This is a genomic window from Dongia sp. (assembly GCF_041906375.1).
Lineage (GTDB): Bacteria > Pseudomonadota > Alphaproteobacteria > Dongiales > Dongiaceae > Dongia.
In genome coordinates this window covers 51,775-69,381 of record NZ_JAYRJJ010000008.1, presented here as the reverse complement: position 1 = coordinate 69,381, position 17,607 = coordinate 51,775, and the positions used below count along the sequence as shown (strand labels likewise).

Here is a 17,607-nt window from a genome sequence, read left to right as displayed (position 1 = left end):
CAGAGCCCAGTCACACCTGATCCCCGGGTCAAGCCCGGGGATGACGGTTTAGAGAGGAGCAATCACCCCTTCGGATCGATCGGCACCGCGTCGCGCACGCCGAGGATTTCCTCGAACAGCATCGCATGCGAGAGCAGGGCGCCTTCGCCGCGGGGCTTGCCCACGATCTGCAGGCCCATCGGCCGCCCGTCCGGCGAGAAGCCGCAAGGGAGCGACAGGACGGGGCAGGAGGTCATGGTGATGAGTGCCGCGAGCTTCAGCCATTCGACATAGTTGTCGAGCGTTTCGCCGGCAATCTCGCGGGGCCAGCGTTCCTTGATGTCGCGCGGCAGGATGGGTGCTGCCGGCAGCACCAGCAGGTCATAGGTCTCGAACAGCTTCACCATGTCGGCATAGAGGCGCGAGCGCCGGAGATGCGCCTTGCCGATCTCTTCCGCGGTAAGCCCCAGGCCTTTCTCCGCATTCCAGATCACGTCCGGCTTCAGCTTGTCGCGATGCTTGTTCAAGAGCGGCCGCATGGTGGTGGCGTAATCGACCGCGCGCAGGGTCTGGAAGGCATTGCCGACGCCGCTGAAATCCGGCGAGGCTTCTTCGACCGCGATGCCGGCGGCCGACAGTTTTTCCAAAGCCGCGCGGCAGATCGACTTGACGCCGGCCTCGATCGGCAGCGCTGCCGGATCAAGGCTGAAAGCGACGCGTTTGGGCTTCAGGCGCTTCAGCGCGGTGGCGAGGAAGGGTTCATCCGGCGCCGGGTACGAGACCGGAATGTCGATGTGCCAGCCGGCCATCGCATCCAGCATGAGGGCCGTGTCGCCGACATCGCGCGCCATCGGCCCGTCGACCGACAAGGTGTCGAAGCGCAACTCGCCGGGACCCGACGGCACACGGCCGGGCGAGGGACGGAGGCCCACCACCGAACAGAACGCCGCCGGTGTCCGCAAGGACCCGCCGAGATCGGAGCCCGTCGCCAGCCACACCTCGCCGGTCGCCAGCGCCACCGCGGCACCGCCCGACGATCCGCCGGCATTCAGTTTGACGTTCCACGGATTATAGGTCTCGCCATGCACCTCGTTGAAGGTGTTGGCGCCGGCCCCGAATTCCGGCGTGTTGGTCATGCCGAGCACGATGCCGCCGTTATGCTCCAGCCGCTCGACCATGATGTCGGACTTCTCCGGCACATTGTCGGCAAAGATCGGCGAGCCATAGGTGGTGCGCACCCCGGCGACGTCATTCAGTTCCTTGACGCCGAAGGGCAGGCCGCACAAGGGCCCGCGCTGGTCGACGGGCTTGGCCATCAGGCGCCTGGCATGGTCGCGCGCGCGGTCGGCGCACAGCGTCACCATGGCATTGACGCGTGGGTTCACCGTCGCGATGCGGGCAAGCGCATGGTCGATCAGCTCCAACGGCGAAACCGCGCCCGCCTTCAGCAGTTCGACGGTCTTGCGCGCACTGAGGCGCCAGTATTCGGTCATGGTAAAGCTCTCCCTGCTTGCCGTCTTCTTCTCGTCATGCCCGGGCTTGACCCGGGCATCAGCCTGTAACTGAAGGTCAGAGCCCAGTCACACCTGATCCCCGGGTCAAGCCCGGGGATGACGGCCAACCTAAACTTATAGGCACCTCACGCCGCCACCAGATGCCCGCCGCCAAGATCGCGGAACGTCACGAACTCCGGCGTGAAATCCGCCGGGCGGAAGGGGCTCGGCACTTCGCCTTCGATGCGCTTGCGGTCGCGCTGCCATTCCTCGGCATGCCGGCGCGCCGGGTCCGGGATCGGCACGGCCGAGAGCAGCTTCCTGGTATAGGCATGCTGCGGGTTGCCCAGCACAGCGCGGGTGGGGCCGGTCTCGACGATCTGGCCCATCGACATCACCGCGACGCGGTGGCTGATGCGTTCGACCACCGCCATGTCATGCGAGATGAAGAGATAGGCGATGCCAAGCTCATCCTGCAACTCCTGCATCAGCTCCAGGATCTGCGCCTGGATCGAGACGTCGAGGGCCGAGACGCATTCGTCGGCGACGATCGCCTTCGGGCCCAGCGCCAATGCCCGCGCGATGCAGATGCGCTGGCGCTGTCCGCCGGAAAATTCGTGCGGGAAACGCGCCAGCTGGTCGGGCGTCAGGCCGACACGGCGGAACAGTTCGGCCGCCTTCTCGCGGCGTTCGGCCGGTGTCCCGATGCCGTGGATGACCAAGGGCTCCATCACCAGATCGCCCACATTCATGCGCGGGTCGAGGGAAGCCAGCGGGTCCTGGAAGATCATCTGCACGCGGCGGCGGATGGCCTTCAGTTCGGCACTCGATTTGCGGCCGGCCGCCTCACCCTCGATGCGGATGTCGCCGCTGCAGGGGACCAGGTGCATCAGCGCCTTGCCGGTCGTCGACTTGCCGCAGCCGGATTCGCCGACCAGCGCCAGGGTTTCGCCGGGCATCAGGTCGAAGCTCACCTTCTCTACCGCATGCACGCGCTGTTGTACCTGCTGCAGCAGGCCGCCTTTGACATCGAAGCGGACGATGAGGTCCTTCACTTCGATAAGCGGCTTGGCGCCGCCAAGATCGGGCGCCAAGGGTGCTGCCGCCCCGTGGCTGAAGCTCGGCACCGCAGCCAGCAGCGCCTTGGTGTAAGCGTGGTTCTGATGGGCGAAGATCGCGGCGGTCTCCCCGCGCTCTACTGCCTCGCCCTTCTTCATGACGACGACGCGGTCGGCGATTTCCGCCACCACGCCCATGTCATGAGTGATCATGATGATGGCGGTGCCGGTCTCGCGCTGCAACGTCGCCATCAGTTCCAGGATCTGCGCCTGGATGGTGACGTCCAATGCCGTCGTTGGCTCGTCGGCGATGAGGATCTTCGGTTTTGCCGCCATCGCCATCGCGATCATGACGCGCTGGCGCATGCCGCCGGAGAGCTCGTGCGGATACTGCTTCAGGCGCCGCTGCGGCTCGGAAATGCGCACCGCTTCCAGCGCTTCCAGCGCCCGCTGTCTGGCACCCGCGCGGCTGAGGCCCAGATGCCGCACCAGCCCCTCGGTCAATTGCGTACCGATGGAGAGGACCGGATTGAGCGAGGTCATCGGCTCCTGGAAGATCATGGCGATCTCGTTGCCGCGAATCTCGGCCATCTCCGGCTCGGACAGCTTGAAGAGATCGCGCCCCAGGAACTGGGCCGACCCTTGGGCGATGCGCCCGCCGGGCTTGGGCAGCAGGCCCATCAGCGACAGCGCCGTCACCGATTTCCCGGACCCGGACTCGCCGGCGATGCACAAGGTCTCGCCGGCGCGCAGATCGAAGCTCAACCTGTCGATAACCCGCACGGCCCCCTTGGGCGATGCGAACTCAACCGACAGATCGCGCACATCGAGCAGGATATCGCCGGTGTTCTTTGTTACTGCCATAGCGGTTCTCTATTCATTGTCATGCCCCGGCTTGGCCGGGGCATCCACGAGTTTATTAGCTAGCGAAGAAGGCAACTCGTGGATCCCCCGCCTAAAGCGGGGGATGACAAACGAGCACGCACCCTCAATCCAGCACCACGCGCGGGAAATAGAACGACACGGCCCAGTTCGGCATGTCGACGATCTCGCTGATCCTCAAGTCGCCGCAGACCGAGCAGAGCATATAGGCCTCGACCGGGCTGATCTTGTGCCGCTTGGCCAGCAGGTCGATCATGCCGGAAACCGCGGCCTTGGCGCCTTCCATCAGATCGGCGCCGATACCCGTGGTGACGTCATAGCCCTTGGCGTCGAGATGCTTCGTGACCGGCCCCGGCGTGCGGAATTGCGGGAATTTGATATTGGCGCCCTTCACCAGATCGAGCTTCACGGTGACATCCATCGGGCTTTCGATGGCCGTCCCGCAGACCTCGCCATCGCCCTGTGCCGCATGCGTATCGCCCAGCGAGAACAGGGCGCCCGCCACTTCGACCGGCAGATAGAGCTCGGTCCCCGCCGCCATGTCGCGGATATCCATGTTGCCGCCCACGCGGCGCGGCGGCACTACCGAATGCAGGCCCTTCTCCGCGGGCGCCAAGCCGATCGTGCCGGCAAAGGGTTTCAAGGGCACGGCCGCGATCGAGCCGAACATCGCGGGAGCAAGCGAACTCGCATCATATTTCCAGATGTTGAGCGCCGGCTCCTTGAACTGGTCGGCCAAAAGCCCGAAGCCCGGGATGTTGGCCGTCCAGCCCCAGCCCGAAGGCTTGTAGGAGATGAGCGTCACTTTGAGCGCATCGCCGGGTTCCGCACCGTCGACGAAGACGGGACCCGTGGTCGGGTTGACCTTGGCGAAATCGAGCTTGCCCATGTCGGCGACCGTCCAGGCGGGCGTGATCTGCCCGCCTGAGGAATCAATCGTTTCCAGCTCGACCACACTTCCCGGCGCCACGGTCAGCACGGGCTTCAGGGAATTGTCCCAGCCGTGATGATGATGGTGACGGTGAATGGTATGCGCGTGCCCCGCCTTATTTGAACCGTTGTGCGAACCGCTCATGGTCTCAACTCCGCTCGTTACTGCTTCACCCAGACGGTGTCATAGGGGAAGGGCTGGGTGATGATGTCGGTGAAATAGCTGGGATCGCCGTCGATCTTCGTCGATTTCAGCGCATAGCGGCGCGCATTGACCAGCGGGACCCAGGGCGCGTCCTTCATGATGTCGGCATAGATGCCCTTCCACGCGGCCAGACGCTCAGCGGCCTTCGCGGGATCGGCGATGGCATCGGCGGCCGCGGCGCGGGCATCGATATCCTTGTTGCAATAGAACGACCAGTTATAACCGCCCTCGATCGCCCCGGCGCAACCCAGGATCGCCGTGTAGAAATTGGAAGGGTCGGGGAAATCGGCATACCATTCAGTCAGGCTCATCGGCGCCCCGTCGGGCTTGGAGCTCACACCCACCGAGGTGGCAAGATCCAGGCCCTTCAACTCCACCGTGATGCCGATGGCGGCGAGATCCTGCTGGATCGCCTGGCCCATGCGCGGCCAGGGATCGGCGTTCTGGAAATAGAGCTGCGTGGTGAAACCGTCGCCGACGCCGGCTTTCTTCAGCAATTCCTTGGCGGCCGCCAGATCATGCGGATAGCCCTTGTAATCCGGGTCATAGCCGCCCATCGCCGGCGGCAACACCTGGGTGGCCGGCGTCGCGCGGTCGTTGAGGATCTTCGCCAGGCGCTCCTTGTCGATCGCCATGTTGACGGCCTGGCGCACCTCGACCTTGTCGAAGGGCTTCAGATTGACGTTCATGGCGAGATAATTGGTGTTGAGCTGATCTGCGGTGATGAAGCGGTCCTTCAGGGCCGCATCCTTCGAAACTTCCAGGAACTTCGCCGGCGGGAAGATGTCGCCGGTGATGTCGGCCTCGTTGTTCTGCACTTTCAAGACCTGCACCACAGGTTCGATGCCGAACTGGATGGTGATCTTGTCGGCGAAGCCTTCCGACTTGTTGAAATTGTCCTTGAAGCGGTTGAGCACGATGCGCTGGCCGGGCGTGTACTCGCCCAAGGCATAGGCGCCGGTGCCGACGACGTGATGGGTGAAGTCGGGGCCGTATTTCTCGACTTCCTCCTTCGGCACGACCATGCCGAAATTGAGGCCGAACACCGCCAGCATCGTCGCATTGGGCGCGCTCAGTTCGAACTTCACCGTCTTCGCGTCCGGCGTCGTGATGCCGACGATGTCCTTGGCCTTGCCGTCGGCGAATTCCTGATAGCCCTTGATGGAGGCGAAATAACCCGCACCCGGGCTCTGCGTTTTCGGGTCAGCGACGCGCTCGATCGAATATTTGACGTCGGCCGAATTCATGACGCGGCCGTTATGGAATTTCACGCCGTCATGCAGCTTGAAGGTATAGGTGAGGCCATCGGGCGAAATCTCATAGCTCTCGGCCAGATCCGGCACCAGTTCCGTGGTGCCGGGCTTGTAATCCATCAGCCCATCGAACACGGCGCGGATCGGCGACCAGCTCTGGAAGGTATAGCCGATGGCCGGGTCCATCGAATCGAGATCGTCCTTGAACAGCACCGTGTATTCGCCGCCCTGCTTCGGGGTACCGGCGGGCGCCGCCTCGCTCGCGGCCGTGCTGGCGGCCGGTGCCGCTTCGCTGGTGGCCTGGGATTGCGCTTCCTCTTTTTTCTCGCCGCAGGCACCCAGAACCAACAGGGTGATGACGGAAGCGGTACTGAGCAGACGGTGCATGATGATCCTCTGGCGTTCTTGGAAAAGTGGCCGGGGCGGCATGCGCGCCGCCCCGGATAGCGGCATTACTTCACACCGGCCTACTTGACGTCGGTCGCATAGACTTCGTCGTAATTGACCGGGATGTGGATCGGGTCGGCGAAGACGCCGTTCGGTCCCTGCACGCGCTTGGCATGCACGACATAGGCCTTCTCGTTGAAGACCGGCGCCCAGGGGGCGTCCGCCATCAGATCGGTGAAGATCTTGCCCCAGGCCGCGGCACGCTCATTGGTCTTGGCCGGGTCGGTCATCGCATTGGCCTCGGCCGCGCGCTTGTCGAGATCCTTGTTGCAGTACCAGGACCAGTTCCAGCCGCCATCGACCGCACCGCCGCAGCCCAGGATGACGGTGTAGAAGTTGGAGGGGTCGGGGAAGTCCGCGATCCAGGCCATGCCGCCCGACCAGATCATCGGCGCCCCGTCCTTCTTGCCGCCGGCGGCGATGACGGTGCCCATGTCGAGCGATTTCAGATTCGCCTTGATGCCGATGGCGTTGAGATCCTGCTGGATCGCCTGGGCGATACGCGGCTGCGGATCGGTGTTCATGACATAAAGGTCGGTCTCGAAGCCGGCTTCAAGTCCCGCTTCCTTCAGCTTCGCCTTGGCGCCGTCGACATCGTACGAATAGCCCTTATAGGTCGCGTCATAGCCCGGCATGGCCGGCGGCAGCGGCTGGTTGGCCGGCACCGCGCGGTTGTTGATCAGCTGGACGATGCGGTCCTTGTTGATCGCCATGTTGACCGCCTGGCGGACGGCCACATTGTCGAACGGCTTCATCGTCACGTTCATGGCGACATAGCCGGTATGGAGCTGGTCGGCGGTGATGACCAGATCCTTGGCGGCCGGGTCGTTCATCATCTCGGTGAACTTCGCCGGCGGAATGCCGTCGCCGGCGATGTCGATCTCACCCTTCTGCAGACGCAGGAGCGCCACGACCGGCTCCTGGCCGATCTCGAAGGTGATCTTGTCGAGATGCGGGAGGCCCGGCTTGTAATAATCGGCGTTGCGCTCCAGCACGATCTTCTGGCCGGAGGTCCATTCGCTCACCTTGAAGGCGCCGGTCCCCACGGGCTTCTTGCCGAAATCGGCGCCCGCTTTCTCGACCTCTTCCTTCGGCACGACGAAGGAGAAGTTGAGGGCGAGGAGATGGAGCGTGGTGGCATCCGGCGCGGTGAGTTCGAGCTTCACGGTATAATCATCCGGCGTGGTGATGCCGGTGACTTCCTTGGCCGTGCCGCCCTGGAATTCGGCAAAGCCCTTGATGCCCGCATAATAGCCGGCACCCGGGCTCTGCGTTTTCGGATCGATCATGCGCTCCAGGCTGTATTTCACGTCCGCGGCTTTCATCTCGCGGCCGTTATGGAATTTGACGCCGTGGCGCAGCTTGAAGGTGTAGGTGAGGCCGTCGGCCGAGGTCTCGAAGCTCTCGGCGAGATCCGGCACGATCTCGGTGGTGCCGGGCTTGTAGTCGAGGAGCCCGTCGAACACGCTCTTGATCACCGACCAGTTCTTCCAGTCATAGCCGATGGCGGGGTCGAGCGTGGGCAGGTCGTCCTTGAAGGTGACGATCATGCTGCCGCCCTGCTTGATCTCGGCCGCGGCCGGTGCCGCTCCGCTGGCGGCAGGTGCTGCTTCCGACGTGGCGGCCGGGGCTGCCTGCGACTGGGCCTCTTCCTTCTTCTCTTCGCCGCAGGCACCCAGTGCCAACAAGGCGACGATCGATGCAGATGCGAGCAAACGGTTCATCAGATCCTCCTGTCCAAGGGAAAGTTCGTCTTTATTTAAGTCGTATTCTGGGATCGATCAGCGGTGCTGCGAGATCCGCCAGAAGATTGCCGATGACGATGGCACAGGCCGAGACCAGCGTCACGCCCATGATGATGGGAATGTCGATCTGCTGAATGGCCTGCCAGGTCAACTGCCCGATGCCCGGCCAGCCGAACACCGATTCCACCACCACGATGCCGCTCATGAAGATGCCGATATCGATGCCGACCATGGCGATGATCGGCAGGATGGCGTTGGGCACGATATGGACGAAAATGACGCGCAGCCGCCCCAGGCCCTTGGCCCGCGCCGTGCGCACGAAATCCTGCCGCAGCACCTCGATGACCGAGGAGCGCATCATGCGCGCATACCAGCCGCCGCCGAGCAATCCCAGGGTCAGCGCCGGCAGCACGATCTGCTTCACCGTGCCGTAGCCGCCGATCGGGAACCAGCCCAGCCACACGGCGAACACGTAGAGCATGGTGTAGCCGAGCAGGAATTGCGGCGCCGAGACGAAGATGAAGGCGCCGATCATGATGCTCTGGTCGAGCAGCGTATTGCGCCGGAAGGCGGCGATGGCACCGATGCTGAGCCCGATGACGAGCTCGAAGCCGATCGCCGTCGCCATCAGCCACAAGGTGGCGGGGAGGCGCGAGGCGACCAGTTCCGAAACCTGGGTCCGCTGCACATAGGAGCGCCCCAGATCGCCGGTCGCCAGCTTGCCCAGATACCGCCCATATTGCTGCCAGACGGGAAGATCGAGGCCCAGTTGGTGGCGCACCTGCTCGACCTGCTCGACGCTGGCCGTGCGGCCCGCCACCTGCCGCGCCGGATCGGCCGGCAGGGCGAACAGGATCAGGAAGGTGATGATGCTGATGCCGATCAGGGTCAGGAGGGCCTGGAAGATGCGGCGGATGAGATAGCCCGTCATCAGTGCCGCCCCCGCAGGGTGGGGTCGAGGATGTCGCGCAAGGCGTCGCCGATCAGGTTGAAGGAAAGGGCCAGCAGGCCGATGGCGATGCCGGGGAAGAAGACCAGCCAGGGAGCACTTTCGAAATAGGTCTGGTTCTCGTTGACCATGTTGCCCCAGGAAGGTGTGGGCGGCTGCACGCCGATGCCGAGATAGGACAGCGTCGCCTCGAAGAGCGAGGTGGTGGCGATGCCGAGCGTACCCCAGACGATGAGCGTGGGGATGAGATGCGGCAGGATGTGGCGGAAGAGAATGCGCGGCGTCGAGGCGCCGACCGAGCGCACGGCCGTCACATATTCACGTTCTGAGAGCGAGATCGTTTCGGCATAGATGACGCGGGCGATCTGCACCCAGCTCACCATGGCGATGACGAAGGCCACGATCCACAGGCTCGGGCGGAACATGGAAGCGAGCAGAATGGCCAGCAGCAGGGCCGGGAAGGCCATCATCAGGTCGGTAAAGCGCATCAATCCGCTGCCTGTCCGGCCGCGCAGGTAACCGGCGGTGACGCCGATCAGCGCGCCGATGGCGATGGCGACGCCATTGGCAACCACGCCGACGATCAGCGTCGCCCGCGCGCCATAGATGAGGCGCGACAGGAGATCGCGCCCCAAGAGATCGGTGCCCAGCCAGAATTGCGCGTTGGGGGGCAGGGGCGCCCCTTCCAGGGTCAGGCCCTCGAAGAATTGCTGCTCGGGCGGATAGGGTGCGATCCAGGGGGCCAGAACCGCCGCCAGGACGAAGACGGTAATGACGATGAGCCCCAGAAGGGCCAGCTTGCGCCGCAGCAGCGCGCCAATGATCATGGATGTAATCTTGAAGTTGGTTCAGGATTTCGCTGGAACATAGAACCGCTCTAAAGGCCGATCAAGCGGTCTCCGGTAAAACTCATACAATTGCCGTCATCCCCAACTCGTCATCCCCCAGATCGTCATCCCCGGACTTGATCCGGGGATCCACTGCAGCTGAAAGACTGGATGCCCGGATCAAGTCCGGGCATGACGCCGTTGCGTAAAATTGTATCCATACGCCCCCTCACGCCTTTACACGGCAGGTTTACCCCGCAATACGTAAAGTCCCGCCCCGATGATCAGCGCGATGCCCAGATAAGTGGCCCCCGTCGGCACCTCGCCCCAGATCCACCAGCCGAGCAGGGCCGCCAGCATGATCGAGACATATTCGAACGGCGCCACCACATTGGCCTCCGCCAGGCGGTAAGCCTGCGTCAGCAGGAACGAGCCGCAGGCGCCGACGAGCCCCGTGGAGGCGATGAGCAGCAGATCGCGCGTCCCCGGCATGGCCCAGGGCCGCAGCAGGAATTGAAGGCTGCCATTGCTCACCTCCGCCGAGAGATCCGGCCCCAGATTGGTGATGAGCGCGATGGTGCTGGCGCCGGCGAGGAAGACGATGTTCTGGAAACTCGCCATCACGGCGCCGCTTTCCGTGTCGGCAAGCTTCCGCGCCATCACGGCCGAGGCGCCGTAGAACAGCGCCGACCCCAGCGCCAGCAGCGCCGCGGGCTCGACCAGCGCCTTCGCCGTCTGGGCGCCCGCATCGCCCGAAAAAGCCGGCCCGAAGCAGATCACCAGCACGCCGGCAAAGCCCACCGCCACCGCCGCGAACTGGCTGGGGCGCACTTTTTCACCCAGAAGCGGGCCAGAAAGAATGACGATGAACAAGGGGGCGGCGAAGAACAGCGCCACCACGACAGCGAGCGGCAGGCTCGCCATGGAAAGATAATAGGTGGTGTAGGAAACCAGCAGCATCGCGCTGCGGATGAGCAGCAGCCCCAGCTTCTGCGATTTCAGCGCCCGCAAGCCCCCGCCGCCGAATTTCAGCAGGAAGAATAAAGGCACGCAGGCCACCAGGCAGCGGACAGTCAAGACTTCGGAGAGCGCATAACCCCCGCTCATCAGCTTGATGACCACATCCTGCATCGAAAAGACCGTGGCCCCGGCGATGAGACACAAAATCCCCGGCATCGCCGCCTTATGCCCGCCGGCCGCGTTATTTCCGGCTGCCCCGCTCGCGCCCGCCAGGTTGTTCCCGGCCGCCTCTTGCCCCGATGTCGCCAAAATACACGCCCGCCTGAAACCAAAAAAATCGGCCATCACCCCGGCCCCGCCGCACTCTGCACAGCCGCGCGCATCGCGGCAATGTCGTAATAATGCAAGTTTTGCGGAGGGTGGAGTCTGCGGCGGCCCCCCTCCCAACCCTCCCCCCTAAAGGTGGGAGGGCTCTAGAACGCCCTCGTCCGTTCAACCTCGCTCTCATCTCCTCCCACCTTCAGGGGGGAGGTCGGGAGGGGGGCGCAAGTGACGGCTTACGGAATCACTTCCACTCACCCCGCCTTCATCTTCTTCTCATGCCGCCGCAACAACCGGTCGCGTTCCTCGGCCGTCAACCCATCGATATCGTCAATCGGCAGGCCCTCCTCCAGGAACACCTCCGCCTTGTAATCCGGCGCCGGGCCCAATCCGACAAGACGCCCTGCCAAATCGGGAATATCCTCAAAGACGCTGGAGATGCCCGCATATACACCCGGATGGTGGCACAGCCACGCCAGCAGGTCGCGGCCGATATGCTGCTTGTAGCGGCCGCGATATCGATCGAGATAGCGCCCCGTCGCCGGATCGTACCAGGCAAAGCGCGTCGTTATCTGTTTGTTGAAGAGCCGCTTGAAGGTCGTCATGAATTCGGCGGTCTCGGAATCGTCGACATTGTACCAGGTGAAAACGTCCGCGAACTGGGAAAGCGAATCGATCTCCCGGGCCGCGCCGAAACTATCGGGCGGATGCGCCTTCTCGTTGGGAAGGTGCGGCGGTGGATGCAACAGACGCCTATTGCCATTGTATTCGACCGACAGGATCGTTCGCGGCTCCACGGCCGGCACGGTCATGTCGACCAGCCGGCCTTTCTGGCGCCACAGATCCGGATCGTCCGCGTAATATTTGAAATGCCCGCTGGTGTCGCCGCCGCGCATCCGCATCACATCGCCAGAGGCAATCTCCTCCGGCCACGGCGCCCGCATCGCCATCCGGATCGCCGGGGCTCGTTTGAAGTCGGCTTGCTCTTCCCCCAACGCGGCAAAGCAACTCGCCGCATCGGCGTATAGAGTGGTCAAGTCCTTTGATGGCCGATCGTCCGCTTGGCCTCTCTTGGCGGGGTCTAACTTGCCGGGCACCGCATAGAAATGCGCCGGCGCGAAGAAGAGCAATTCTGGATAGGCCACCTTCATCGCATCCAGCGCGCGCAGCATGTCCCGATGCGACATCGTCCCGAGCAGTTCCAGACTGCGGATGTGACAAATTTGTTTGGTGGTCATTGCAAAGATGTTCCCTGTTTGGGCAGGGTATCCATGTATCCAGCCCCTTTCTCGCACTCCGCGACGATGCTGGCACAATCAAGTCTTTTTATGAAATCCTTCATAATGCGCTGGAATTCTTCTTCATCGTCCGTCGCTGGCTTCGGGATCATAGTTAGGGCGTTCCGTTCGCTGAGCGTCATTTTCGCAATTCGTTCTTGCCACTTACCTTTGGCCAATAGGTAGTGATCCAACAATGCGCGCGCGTTCTCCACTCCCCGATTGAAATTCGCGTGTTCGCGATCCGTGGCATTGTAAGCATCTTTCATATCGACTGAATTGATATGGAAGATGCAATCTTGACCATTGTAGACTAGCCTGATCGCGATGTCAGATCGCATGCTGCCTTTGACGCCGGTGCGACGCGGGTCCTGCAGCGTGTTTTCCTTGAACGCTTCAAATCCTGGCCCATCGGCCTTCGGCGTCTTTGGTCCATTAACGACCTCTGCCAACTCGACCACCTCCGGGCAGTCCCGCAGCATCTGCTGCACTTCCTGACCCACCAAGTAGTTGAAGCGCTGCACGGCTAAACTGCCATGCGATCCTGGACGCTTATTCGATTCAGTAGCAGTATCCGGCTGAACGCCGATTTCGGATAACTCGATCTTCTGCCCGTCGACGGTGATCTCCTTGATCTCGCCAAAGGTGAGGGCGGTCATGAGATCGCCGATTCGCTGCGCGCCGTTCTTAATCTCGGGCAGAGTCGAGGATGGCATATCCCGCTTCAGCAAGTTGTCCCGCATGCTTGCGGGGAAGTACCCGACCAGACGGGGTGCCACGTATTGCCGGATCTGCTCGATCTCCAAAGCGGTTGGAATGCTGTCCTTGCGACCGGTCCATAGGGTCGTCGCTTCAATCACGGTCGCCTCGAGCGCGTTATCGAACTCAGACTTGGCAATTTCAGGGTGCAGCGGCAGCTCCTGATTCCAATCGCGACCCTTGGCAAGATGTGTTTCGTGGACGATATCGAGTGCCTCCTGTGCCGCCGCCAAGGGGCTGCGTGCATGCGATCGCAGCGACTGAAGTCGGATGGGCGGCGAGTCGAACAGCGGATTGTAGGTGTCCTGTGCGCGCAGTTTCTGGTCCAATCCCACCCAGGACATGTTCTGCATCTGCTCCGCGTTGAGACCGAGTGCGGGTGCCGGCTGTGTCGTATCGAGTATGACCGCAGTCGGTGGATAGGGACGCGTCTTCATACTGTTGAAATTGAGGACGGGTGGCTCCTTCATCAATTTGTCCGTCAAAGTCGGTATAGCACTCAAGATGTCATCGTTGGCCGCGGTAGCGACGTTCACGAGCGCCTCGCCCTGAGTGGTCGGTTGCTTCGGGGCGGGCGGCAGTCCCCCTGCGCCAGCAACGACTCCTCGACGGCCACCCCCGTCGGCGAGTGGCTTCCCCACGATAGCTTCCTCCGGTGTGACATCGGTCGCAACGCGGAACGGGCGGGGCATTGGTCCCTCCGCCACCAGGACCGCCGGTACCTCGCCTTTCAACGAGTCGTAGGTGCCCATCCATTTTGCCACCTGCTCGGCCTCGCCAGGATGCGGGTGATCCTCCGGAAGGTCAGCGAGATCCTGCCACGTCGTCTGTTGCTTCTTGGGTAAAGTATTCAACCATGGCATCACCGATTGCCGGCGATGTTCGGTCACGTCTTTCGGTTCGCGCTGCTCCGGGCCAATGACGCGAAACTGCCCATCTGGCCCTTTGAAGTGAGTGGTGCCGGCCTTTTCGGGCATTGCCTTGAGCATCATGTCCGTCTTTGAGTCCGCCGGCCGCGCCGATTGCCACGTCATGGGGCTGACCGCCTGCCGGTAGGCTTGCCGCAACCACTCGGTCTCAGCCCCGCTGGAGTGGAATGCAAACGATTCACCGTTCCACTTACCGAGCGAACCGTCGGTCGATTTGCTCTTGTTCTTCCCGGCGCCAATTTCGGTTGGGTATGACATTGCATTCTCCGTTTTATTATGCTTTTAGCATACAACGAAAAATGGATGTTGTCAATTTGTTCTTATTCGATTTTGGTATCCGCTGATTTTGCTGGCGAGGTCATCACTCAAACCAACGCCTTCAGCCCCTTCCGGTCGACCAGGTTGAGCAGTTTCAAGCCCATGCGCGAAGGTGATTTCAGGTTCTGCTCCCACGCCGTCACCGTTGCCTTGCTGACATTGAGATAGGCGGCGAACACGCCTTGGCTGGCCTTGTTGGCCTTGCGGATGCGCTTGATGTCGGCGGCGGAATATTGCGGCACCGGCGGCAGGCACAACGCATCAAACTTCCGCATTGTTTCCGTATCGATAAGGCCGATGCGGTGCAGGTCCTCGGCAGTTTCCAGAACCTCGCTCAGGATACGGCTCTTCTTAGCCATCGCACGCCACCTCCTGCAGCAACCCGTCTGTGATCGCGCGCGCTAGCGCTGCATCGTCACAGGCCATGAATTGTTCGCCCAATGCCATCAGTACCATCCGTTCGGTATTGGTGATGTTGTCACGCTCATTCTTTGCAAAGCCGTAGATGAAGAACAGTCTGTCGCTCTCCTGGTAGGCGATGATCGTTCTGAACCCACCGCGCTTGCCGCCATGCAATCTACCCACACGCTTCTTCAACAACGGCCCGCCAAGTCGCGCGTCGATCAGCCCGCGTCTGACTTCGTGGGCGGCGCGACAGAGCGACCCGTCGCCAAGATCATTGCCTTTCACCCAACGCGCGAAAGCCCGGTTCTTAAAAACGCGCAGCGTCATCATCTATACTACTTGGTCATATATTTTTCAATGCCGGAAAGAGCGTCCTCAGATGGTTCGGATCATAATATTACGATTAAAAGTGTTATTGAAGACAAAAGTTCCTTTTTTGTTCTTGACAGCATCCTAGGAATTTGCTACTAATGCCTGAGCGCGCAGGAACATGGATGGGTTGGTCGCTCCGCTCATCTGCAATCGCTCGGTTGTGCCGGTGCAGGCCCAGGAAAACTGGGCGCAGTCCGGTGATCCTTGGGGCTTGGCCTTCTTTTGATTCCCGAAGGCTGCTGCCCCACGTTGCGGCTGGTCACGAAAGAACCGGCTCCCCGGCCGCAATGGGTGAAGCGGTCCCGCCTGGACGTTGGGCGGCCAAACACGTCCCCTGCGGCGCACCATGGACACGCGCGCCCCTGCGGATCGCCATGGACACGCGATTCCCCGGAACGGCTGGGACAAGCCGATCCCTGGCCGGGCAGGAAATCCCGACGCAACCGCCCATCGGCGCGGGCCCCAAAGCCGACCATAGCTGCGCCGAGCGATTGCAAATGAGCAAAGTGGGTCGAAGGATGGGAGATCGAGACTGAACCTGCCCCCCTCCCGACCTCCCCCCCTGAAGGTGGGAGGGCTTTCCGGCTGAGTTGGTACTGTCCACCTCGCTCTCATCTCCTCCCACCTTTAGGGGGGGAGGCCCGTCGGCGAATGCCGACATGCGTCGGCGGGGTAGGGGGCTGCAAGTGACGGGTGCGACCGAGCGTCGGTCCACACCGCGCTTTTCACCTCGGCTGCTTTCCGCTACCATCCTTGACCGAATGATCAAAAAGAACGCTGCGGGATGTCCGGCCATGAGTTCCGGCATCGACGCGGTGCCATAGCCACGAGCCTCCAAGGTCTCGCCGAGCCTGGCGTCCTCGCCAGCTTCTGACGCGCCCGAAGGCTCAGCCGAACCAAGGGAGAGCGCGCGATGTCTTTGTTGATTCGTGGTGGGACAATCGTCAATGCCGATGGCGAAACCTGCGCCGATGTCTATTGCGAGGCGGGCAAGATCAAGGCCGTGGGCCCGAATCTCGAGGCGCCGTCGGGCGCCCGCGTGGTCGATGCCGGCGGCCAGTATGTGATGCCGGGCGGCATCGATCCCCACACCCACATGCAGCTGCCCTTCATGGGCACGGTGGCCTCAGAAGATTTCTTCACCGGCACCGCGGCGGGCCTTGCCGGCGGCACCACCATGATCATCGACTTCGTCATTCCCGCCCCACAGACCTCGCTCCTCTCGGCTTACGACCAGTGGCGCGAATGGGCCCAGAAATCCTGCGCCGATTATTCCTTCCACGTCGCCGTCACCTGGTGGTCCGACAAGGTCCGCGAGGAAATGGGTGTCCTGACGCGCGAGAAGGGCGTCAACTCCTTCAAGCATTTCATGGCCTATAAGAACGCCATCATGGTGCCGGACGAGAACCTCGTGCTCTCCTTCGCGCGCTGCCTCGAGCTTGGCGCCATCCCCACCGTGCATGCCGAGAATGGCGAGCTCGTCTATCACCTCCAGGCCGAGATCTTGAAAAAGGGCATCACCGGCCCCGAAGGCCATCCTTTGTCAAGACCGCCCGAGGTCGAAGGCGAGGCCGCGAACCGCGCCATCCGTGTGGCCCAGGTCATCGGCAACCCGCTCTACATCGTGCATAACTCATGCAAGGAAGCGGTCGAGGCTATCACGCGGGCCCGCAGCGAAGGCCAGCGCGTCTATGGCGAAGTGCTCGCCGGCCATCTCCTCGTCGATGACAGCGTCTATCGTCACCCGGATTTCGCGGTGGCCGCGGCCCATGTCATGAGCCCGCCTTTCCGCCCGAAGGAGAACCAGGAAGTGCTGTGGCGCGCCCTGCAATCGGGCAATCTCCACACCACCGCTACCGACCATTGCTGCTTCTGCGCCGACCAGAAGGCCGCCGGCAAGAACGACTTCACCAAGATCCCCAACGGCACCGGCGGTGTCGAAGACCGCATGTCCGTCCTGTGGCATCACGGCGTCGGCACCGGCCGCCTGACGCGCTCCGAATTCGTGCGCGTCACCTCCACCGCGGCAGCGCAGATCTTCAACATCTATCCGCGCAAGGGCTCTGTCTCGGTCGGCGCCGATGCCGATATCGTCGTCTGGGACCCGGCGGCCACCCGCACCATCTCCGCCAAGACCCACCATCAAAAGGTGGACTACAACATCTTTGAAGGCATGAGCGTCACCGGCAATGCGTCGGTCACGATCTCACAGGGCAAGGTCGTCTATGAAAAAGGCGAACTGAAGGTGGAGAAGGGCGCCGGCCGCTATATCGACCGCCCGACCTTCCCGGCCGTCTTCGATGCCGTGAAGAAAGTGAACGAGATCCGCGCCCCCAAAGGCGTCGTGCGCAAGCAGGAGAAAGCGGCGGAGTAAGAGAAAGTACCCCCACCCCAACCCCTCCCCCTGAAGGGAGAGGGGCTTGAGGCCGTTGCAAAACCCTCTCCCTTCAGGGGGAGGCCCGTCGGCGAATGCCGACATGCGTCGGCGGGTGGGGGTT

The 17,607-nt window shown here is 62.5% G+C and carries 13 protein-coding genes; 1 reads left to right on the top strand and 12 read right to left on the bottom strand.

Annotated elements, in window-relative coordinates; all coding sequences use genetic code 11:
* Positions 1-62: 62 nt before the first annotated feature.
* The 12 genes from ACE3OA_RS19645 to ACE3OA_RS19590 form a co-directional block, all read right to left on the bottom strand.
* On the bottom strand, positions 63-1,472 hold the full coding sequence (locus tag ACE3OA_RS19645; protein ID WP_374313954.1) for an amidase: 1,410 nt from the start codon (positions 1,470-1,472) through the stop codon (positions 63-65).
* A 146-nt stretch (positions 1,473-1,618) separates the two neighbouring features.
* Positions 1,619-3,394, bottom strand: coding sequence for an ABC transporter ATP-binding protein (locus ACE3OA_RS19640; RefSeq protein WP_374313952.1), 1,776 nt, complete (start codon positions 3,392-3,394; stop codon positions 1,619-1,621).
* Positions 3,395-3,518: 124 nt separating this feature from the next.
* Positions 3,519-4,487: an acetamidase/formamidase family protein gene (locus ACE3OA_RS19635; RefSeq protein WP_374313950.1), complete on the bottom strand. Its 969-nt coding sequence runs from the start codon at positions 4,485-4,487 to the stop codon at positions 3,519-3,521.
* Between the two features lie 17 nt (positions 4,488-4,504).
* On the bottom strand, positions 4,505-6,187 hold the full coding sequence (locus ACE3OA_RS19630) for an ABC transporter substrate-binding protein (RefSeq protein ID WP_374313948.1): 1,683 nt from the start codon (positions 6,185-6,187) through the stop codon (positions 4,505-4,507).
* An 80-nt stretch (positions 6,188-6,267) separates the two neighbouring features.
* Positions 6,268-7,971: an ABC transporter substrate-binding protein gene (locus tag ACE3OA_RS19625; protein WP_374313946.1), complete on the bottom strand. Its 1,704-nt coding sequence runs from the start codon at positions 7,969-7,971 to the stop codon at positions 6,268-6,270.
* 31 nt (positions 7,972-8,002) lie between these two features.
* The gene (locus tag ACE3OA_RS19620) at positions 8,003-8,923 is read right to left on the bottom strand and encodes an ABC transporter permease (protein WP_374313944.1); all 921 of its coding nucleotides are present in this window, start codon (positions 8,921-8,923) and stop codon (positions 8,003-8,005) included.
* Positions 8,923-9,768, bottom strand: coding sequence for an ABC transporter permease (locus ACE3OA_RS19615; RefSeq protein ID WP_374313942.1), 846 nt, complete (start codon positions 9,766-9,768; stop codon positions 8,923-8,925). The genes ACE3OA_RS19620 and ACE3OA_RS19615 overlap by 1 nt, the downstream gene beginning before the upstream one ends.
* A 237-nt stretch (positions 9,769-10,005) precedes the next feature.
* On the bottom strand, positions 10,006-10,944 hold the full coding sequence (locus tag ACE3OA_RS19610) for a DMT family transporter (protein WP_374313940.1): 939 nt from the start codon (positions 10,942-10,944) through the stop codon (positions 10,006-10,008).
* A gap of 359 nt (positions 10,945-11,303) precedes the next feature.
* Positions 11,304-12,365 carry a hypothetical protein gene (locus ACE3OA_RS19605; RefSeq protein ID WP_374313938.1) on the bottom strand — a complete coding sequence of 354 codons (1,062 nt, stop codon included), beginning with the start codon at positions 12,363-12,365 and terminating at the stop codon, positions 11,304-11,306.
* Positions 12,284-14,272, bottom strand: a complete 1,989-nt coding sequence (locus ACE3OA_RS19600; RefSeq protein ID WP_374313936.1) for a hypothetical protein — start codon at positions 14,270-14,272, stop codon at positions 12,284-12,286. Before ACE3OA_RS19600 ends, ACE3OA_RS19605 begins: the two co-directional genes overlap by 82 nt.
* Before the next feature lie 107 nt (positions 14,273-14,379).
* Positions 14,380-14,691 carry a helix-turn-helix domain-containing protein gene (locus ACE3OA_RS19595; protein WP_374313934.1) on the bottom strand — a complete coding sequence of 104 codons (312 nt, stop codon included), beginning with the start codon at positions 14,689-14,691 and terminating at the stop codon, positions 14,380-14,382.
* Positions 14,684-15,067: a type II toxin-antitoxin system RelE/ParE family toxin gene (locus ACE3OA_RS19590; protein ID WP_374313932.1), complete on the bottom strand. Its 384-nt coding sequence runs from the start codon at positions 15,065-15,067 to the stop codon at positions 14,684-14,686. The genes ACE3OA_RS19595 and ACE3OA_RS19590 overlap by 8 nt, the downstream gene beginning before the upstream one ends.
* 955 nt (positions 15,068-16,022) lie before the next feature.
* Here ACE3OA_RS19590 and hydA point away from each other — a divergent pair.
* The gene (gene hydA, locus ACE3OA_RS19585; protein WP_374313930.1) at positions 16,023-17,483 is read left to right on the top strand and encodes a dihydropyrimidinase; all 1,461 of its coding nucleotides are present in this window, start codon (positions 16,023-16,025) and stop codon (positions 17,481-17,483) included.
* The last annotated feature ends 124 nt before the right edge of the window (positions 17,484-17,607 follow it).

Coding starts and splice junctions, on each gene's coding strand:
- ACE3OA_RS19645 (WP_374313954.1), bottom strand. CDS start 1,472: ATGACCGAATACTGGCGCCTCAGTGCGCGCAAGACCGTCGAACTGCTG.
- ACE3OA_RS19640 (WP_374313952.1), bottom strand. CDS start 3,394: ATGGCAGTAACAAAGAACACCGGCGATATCCTGCTCGATGTGCGCGAT.
- ACE3OA_RS19635 (WP_374313950.1), bottom strand. CDS start 4,487: ATGAGCGGTTCGCACAACGGTTCAAATAAGGCGGGGCACGCGCATACC.
- ACE3OA_RS19630 (WP_374313948.1), bottom strand. CDS start 6,187: ATGCACCGTCTGCTCAGTACCGCTTCCGTCATCACCCTGTTGGTTCTG.
- ACE3OA_RS19625 (WP_374313946.1), bottom strand. CDS start 7,971: ATGAACCGTTTGCTCGCATCTGCATCGATCGTCGCCTTGTTGGCACTG.
- ACE3OA_RS19620 (WP_374313944.1), bottom strand. CDS start 8,923: ATGACGGGCTATCTCATCCGCCGCATCTTCCAGGCCCTCCTGACCCTG.
- ACE3OA_RS19615 (WP_374313942.1), bottom strand. CDS start 9,768: ATGATCATTGGCGCGCTGCTGCGGCGCAAGCTGGCCCTTCTGGGGCTC.
- ACE3OA_RS19610 (WP_374313940.1), bottom strand. CDS start 10,944: ATGCCGGGGATTTTGTGTCTCATCGCCGGGGCCACGGTCTTTTCGATG.
- ACE3OA_RS19600 (WP_374313936.1), bottom strand. CDS start 14,272: ATGTCATACCCAACCGAAATTGGCGCCGGGAAGAACAAGAGCAAATCG.
- ACE3OA_RS19595 (WP_374313934.1), bottom strand. CDS start 14,691: ATGGCTAAGAAGAGCCGTATCCTGAGCGAGGTTCTGGAAACTGCCGAG.
- ACE3OA_RS19590 (WP_374313932.1), bottom strand. CDS start 15,067: ATGATGACGCTGCGCGTTTTTAAGAACCGGGCTTTCGCGCGTTGGGTG.
- hydA (WP_374313930.1), top strand. CDS start 16,023: ATGTCTTTGTTGATTCGTGGTGGGACAATCGTCAATGCCGATGGCGAA.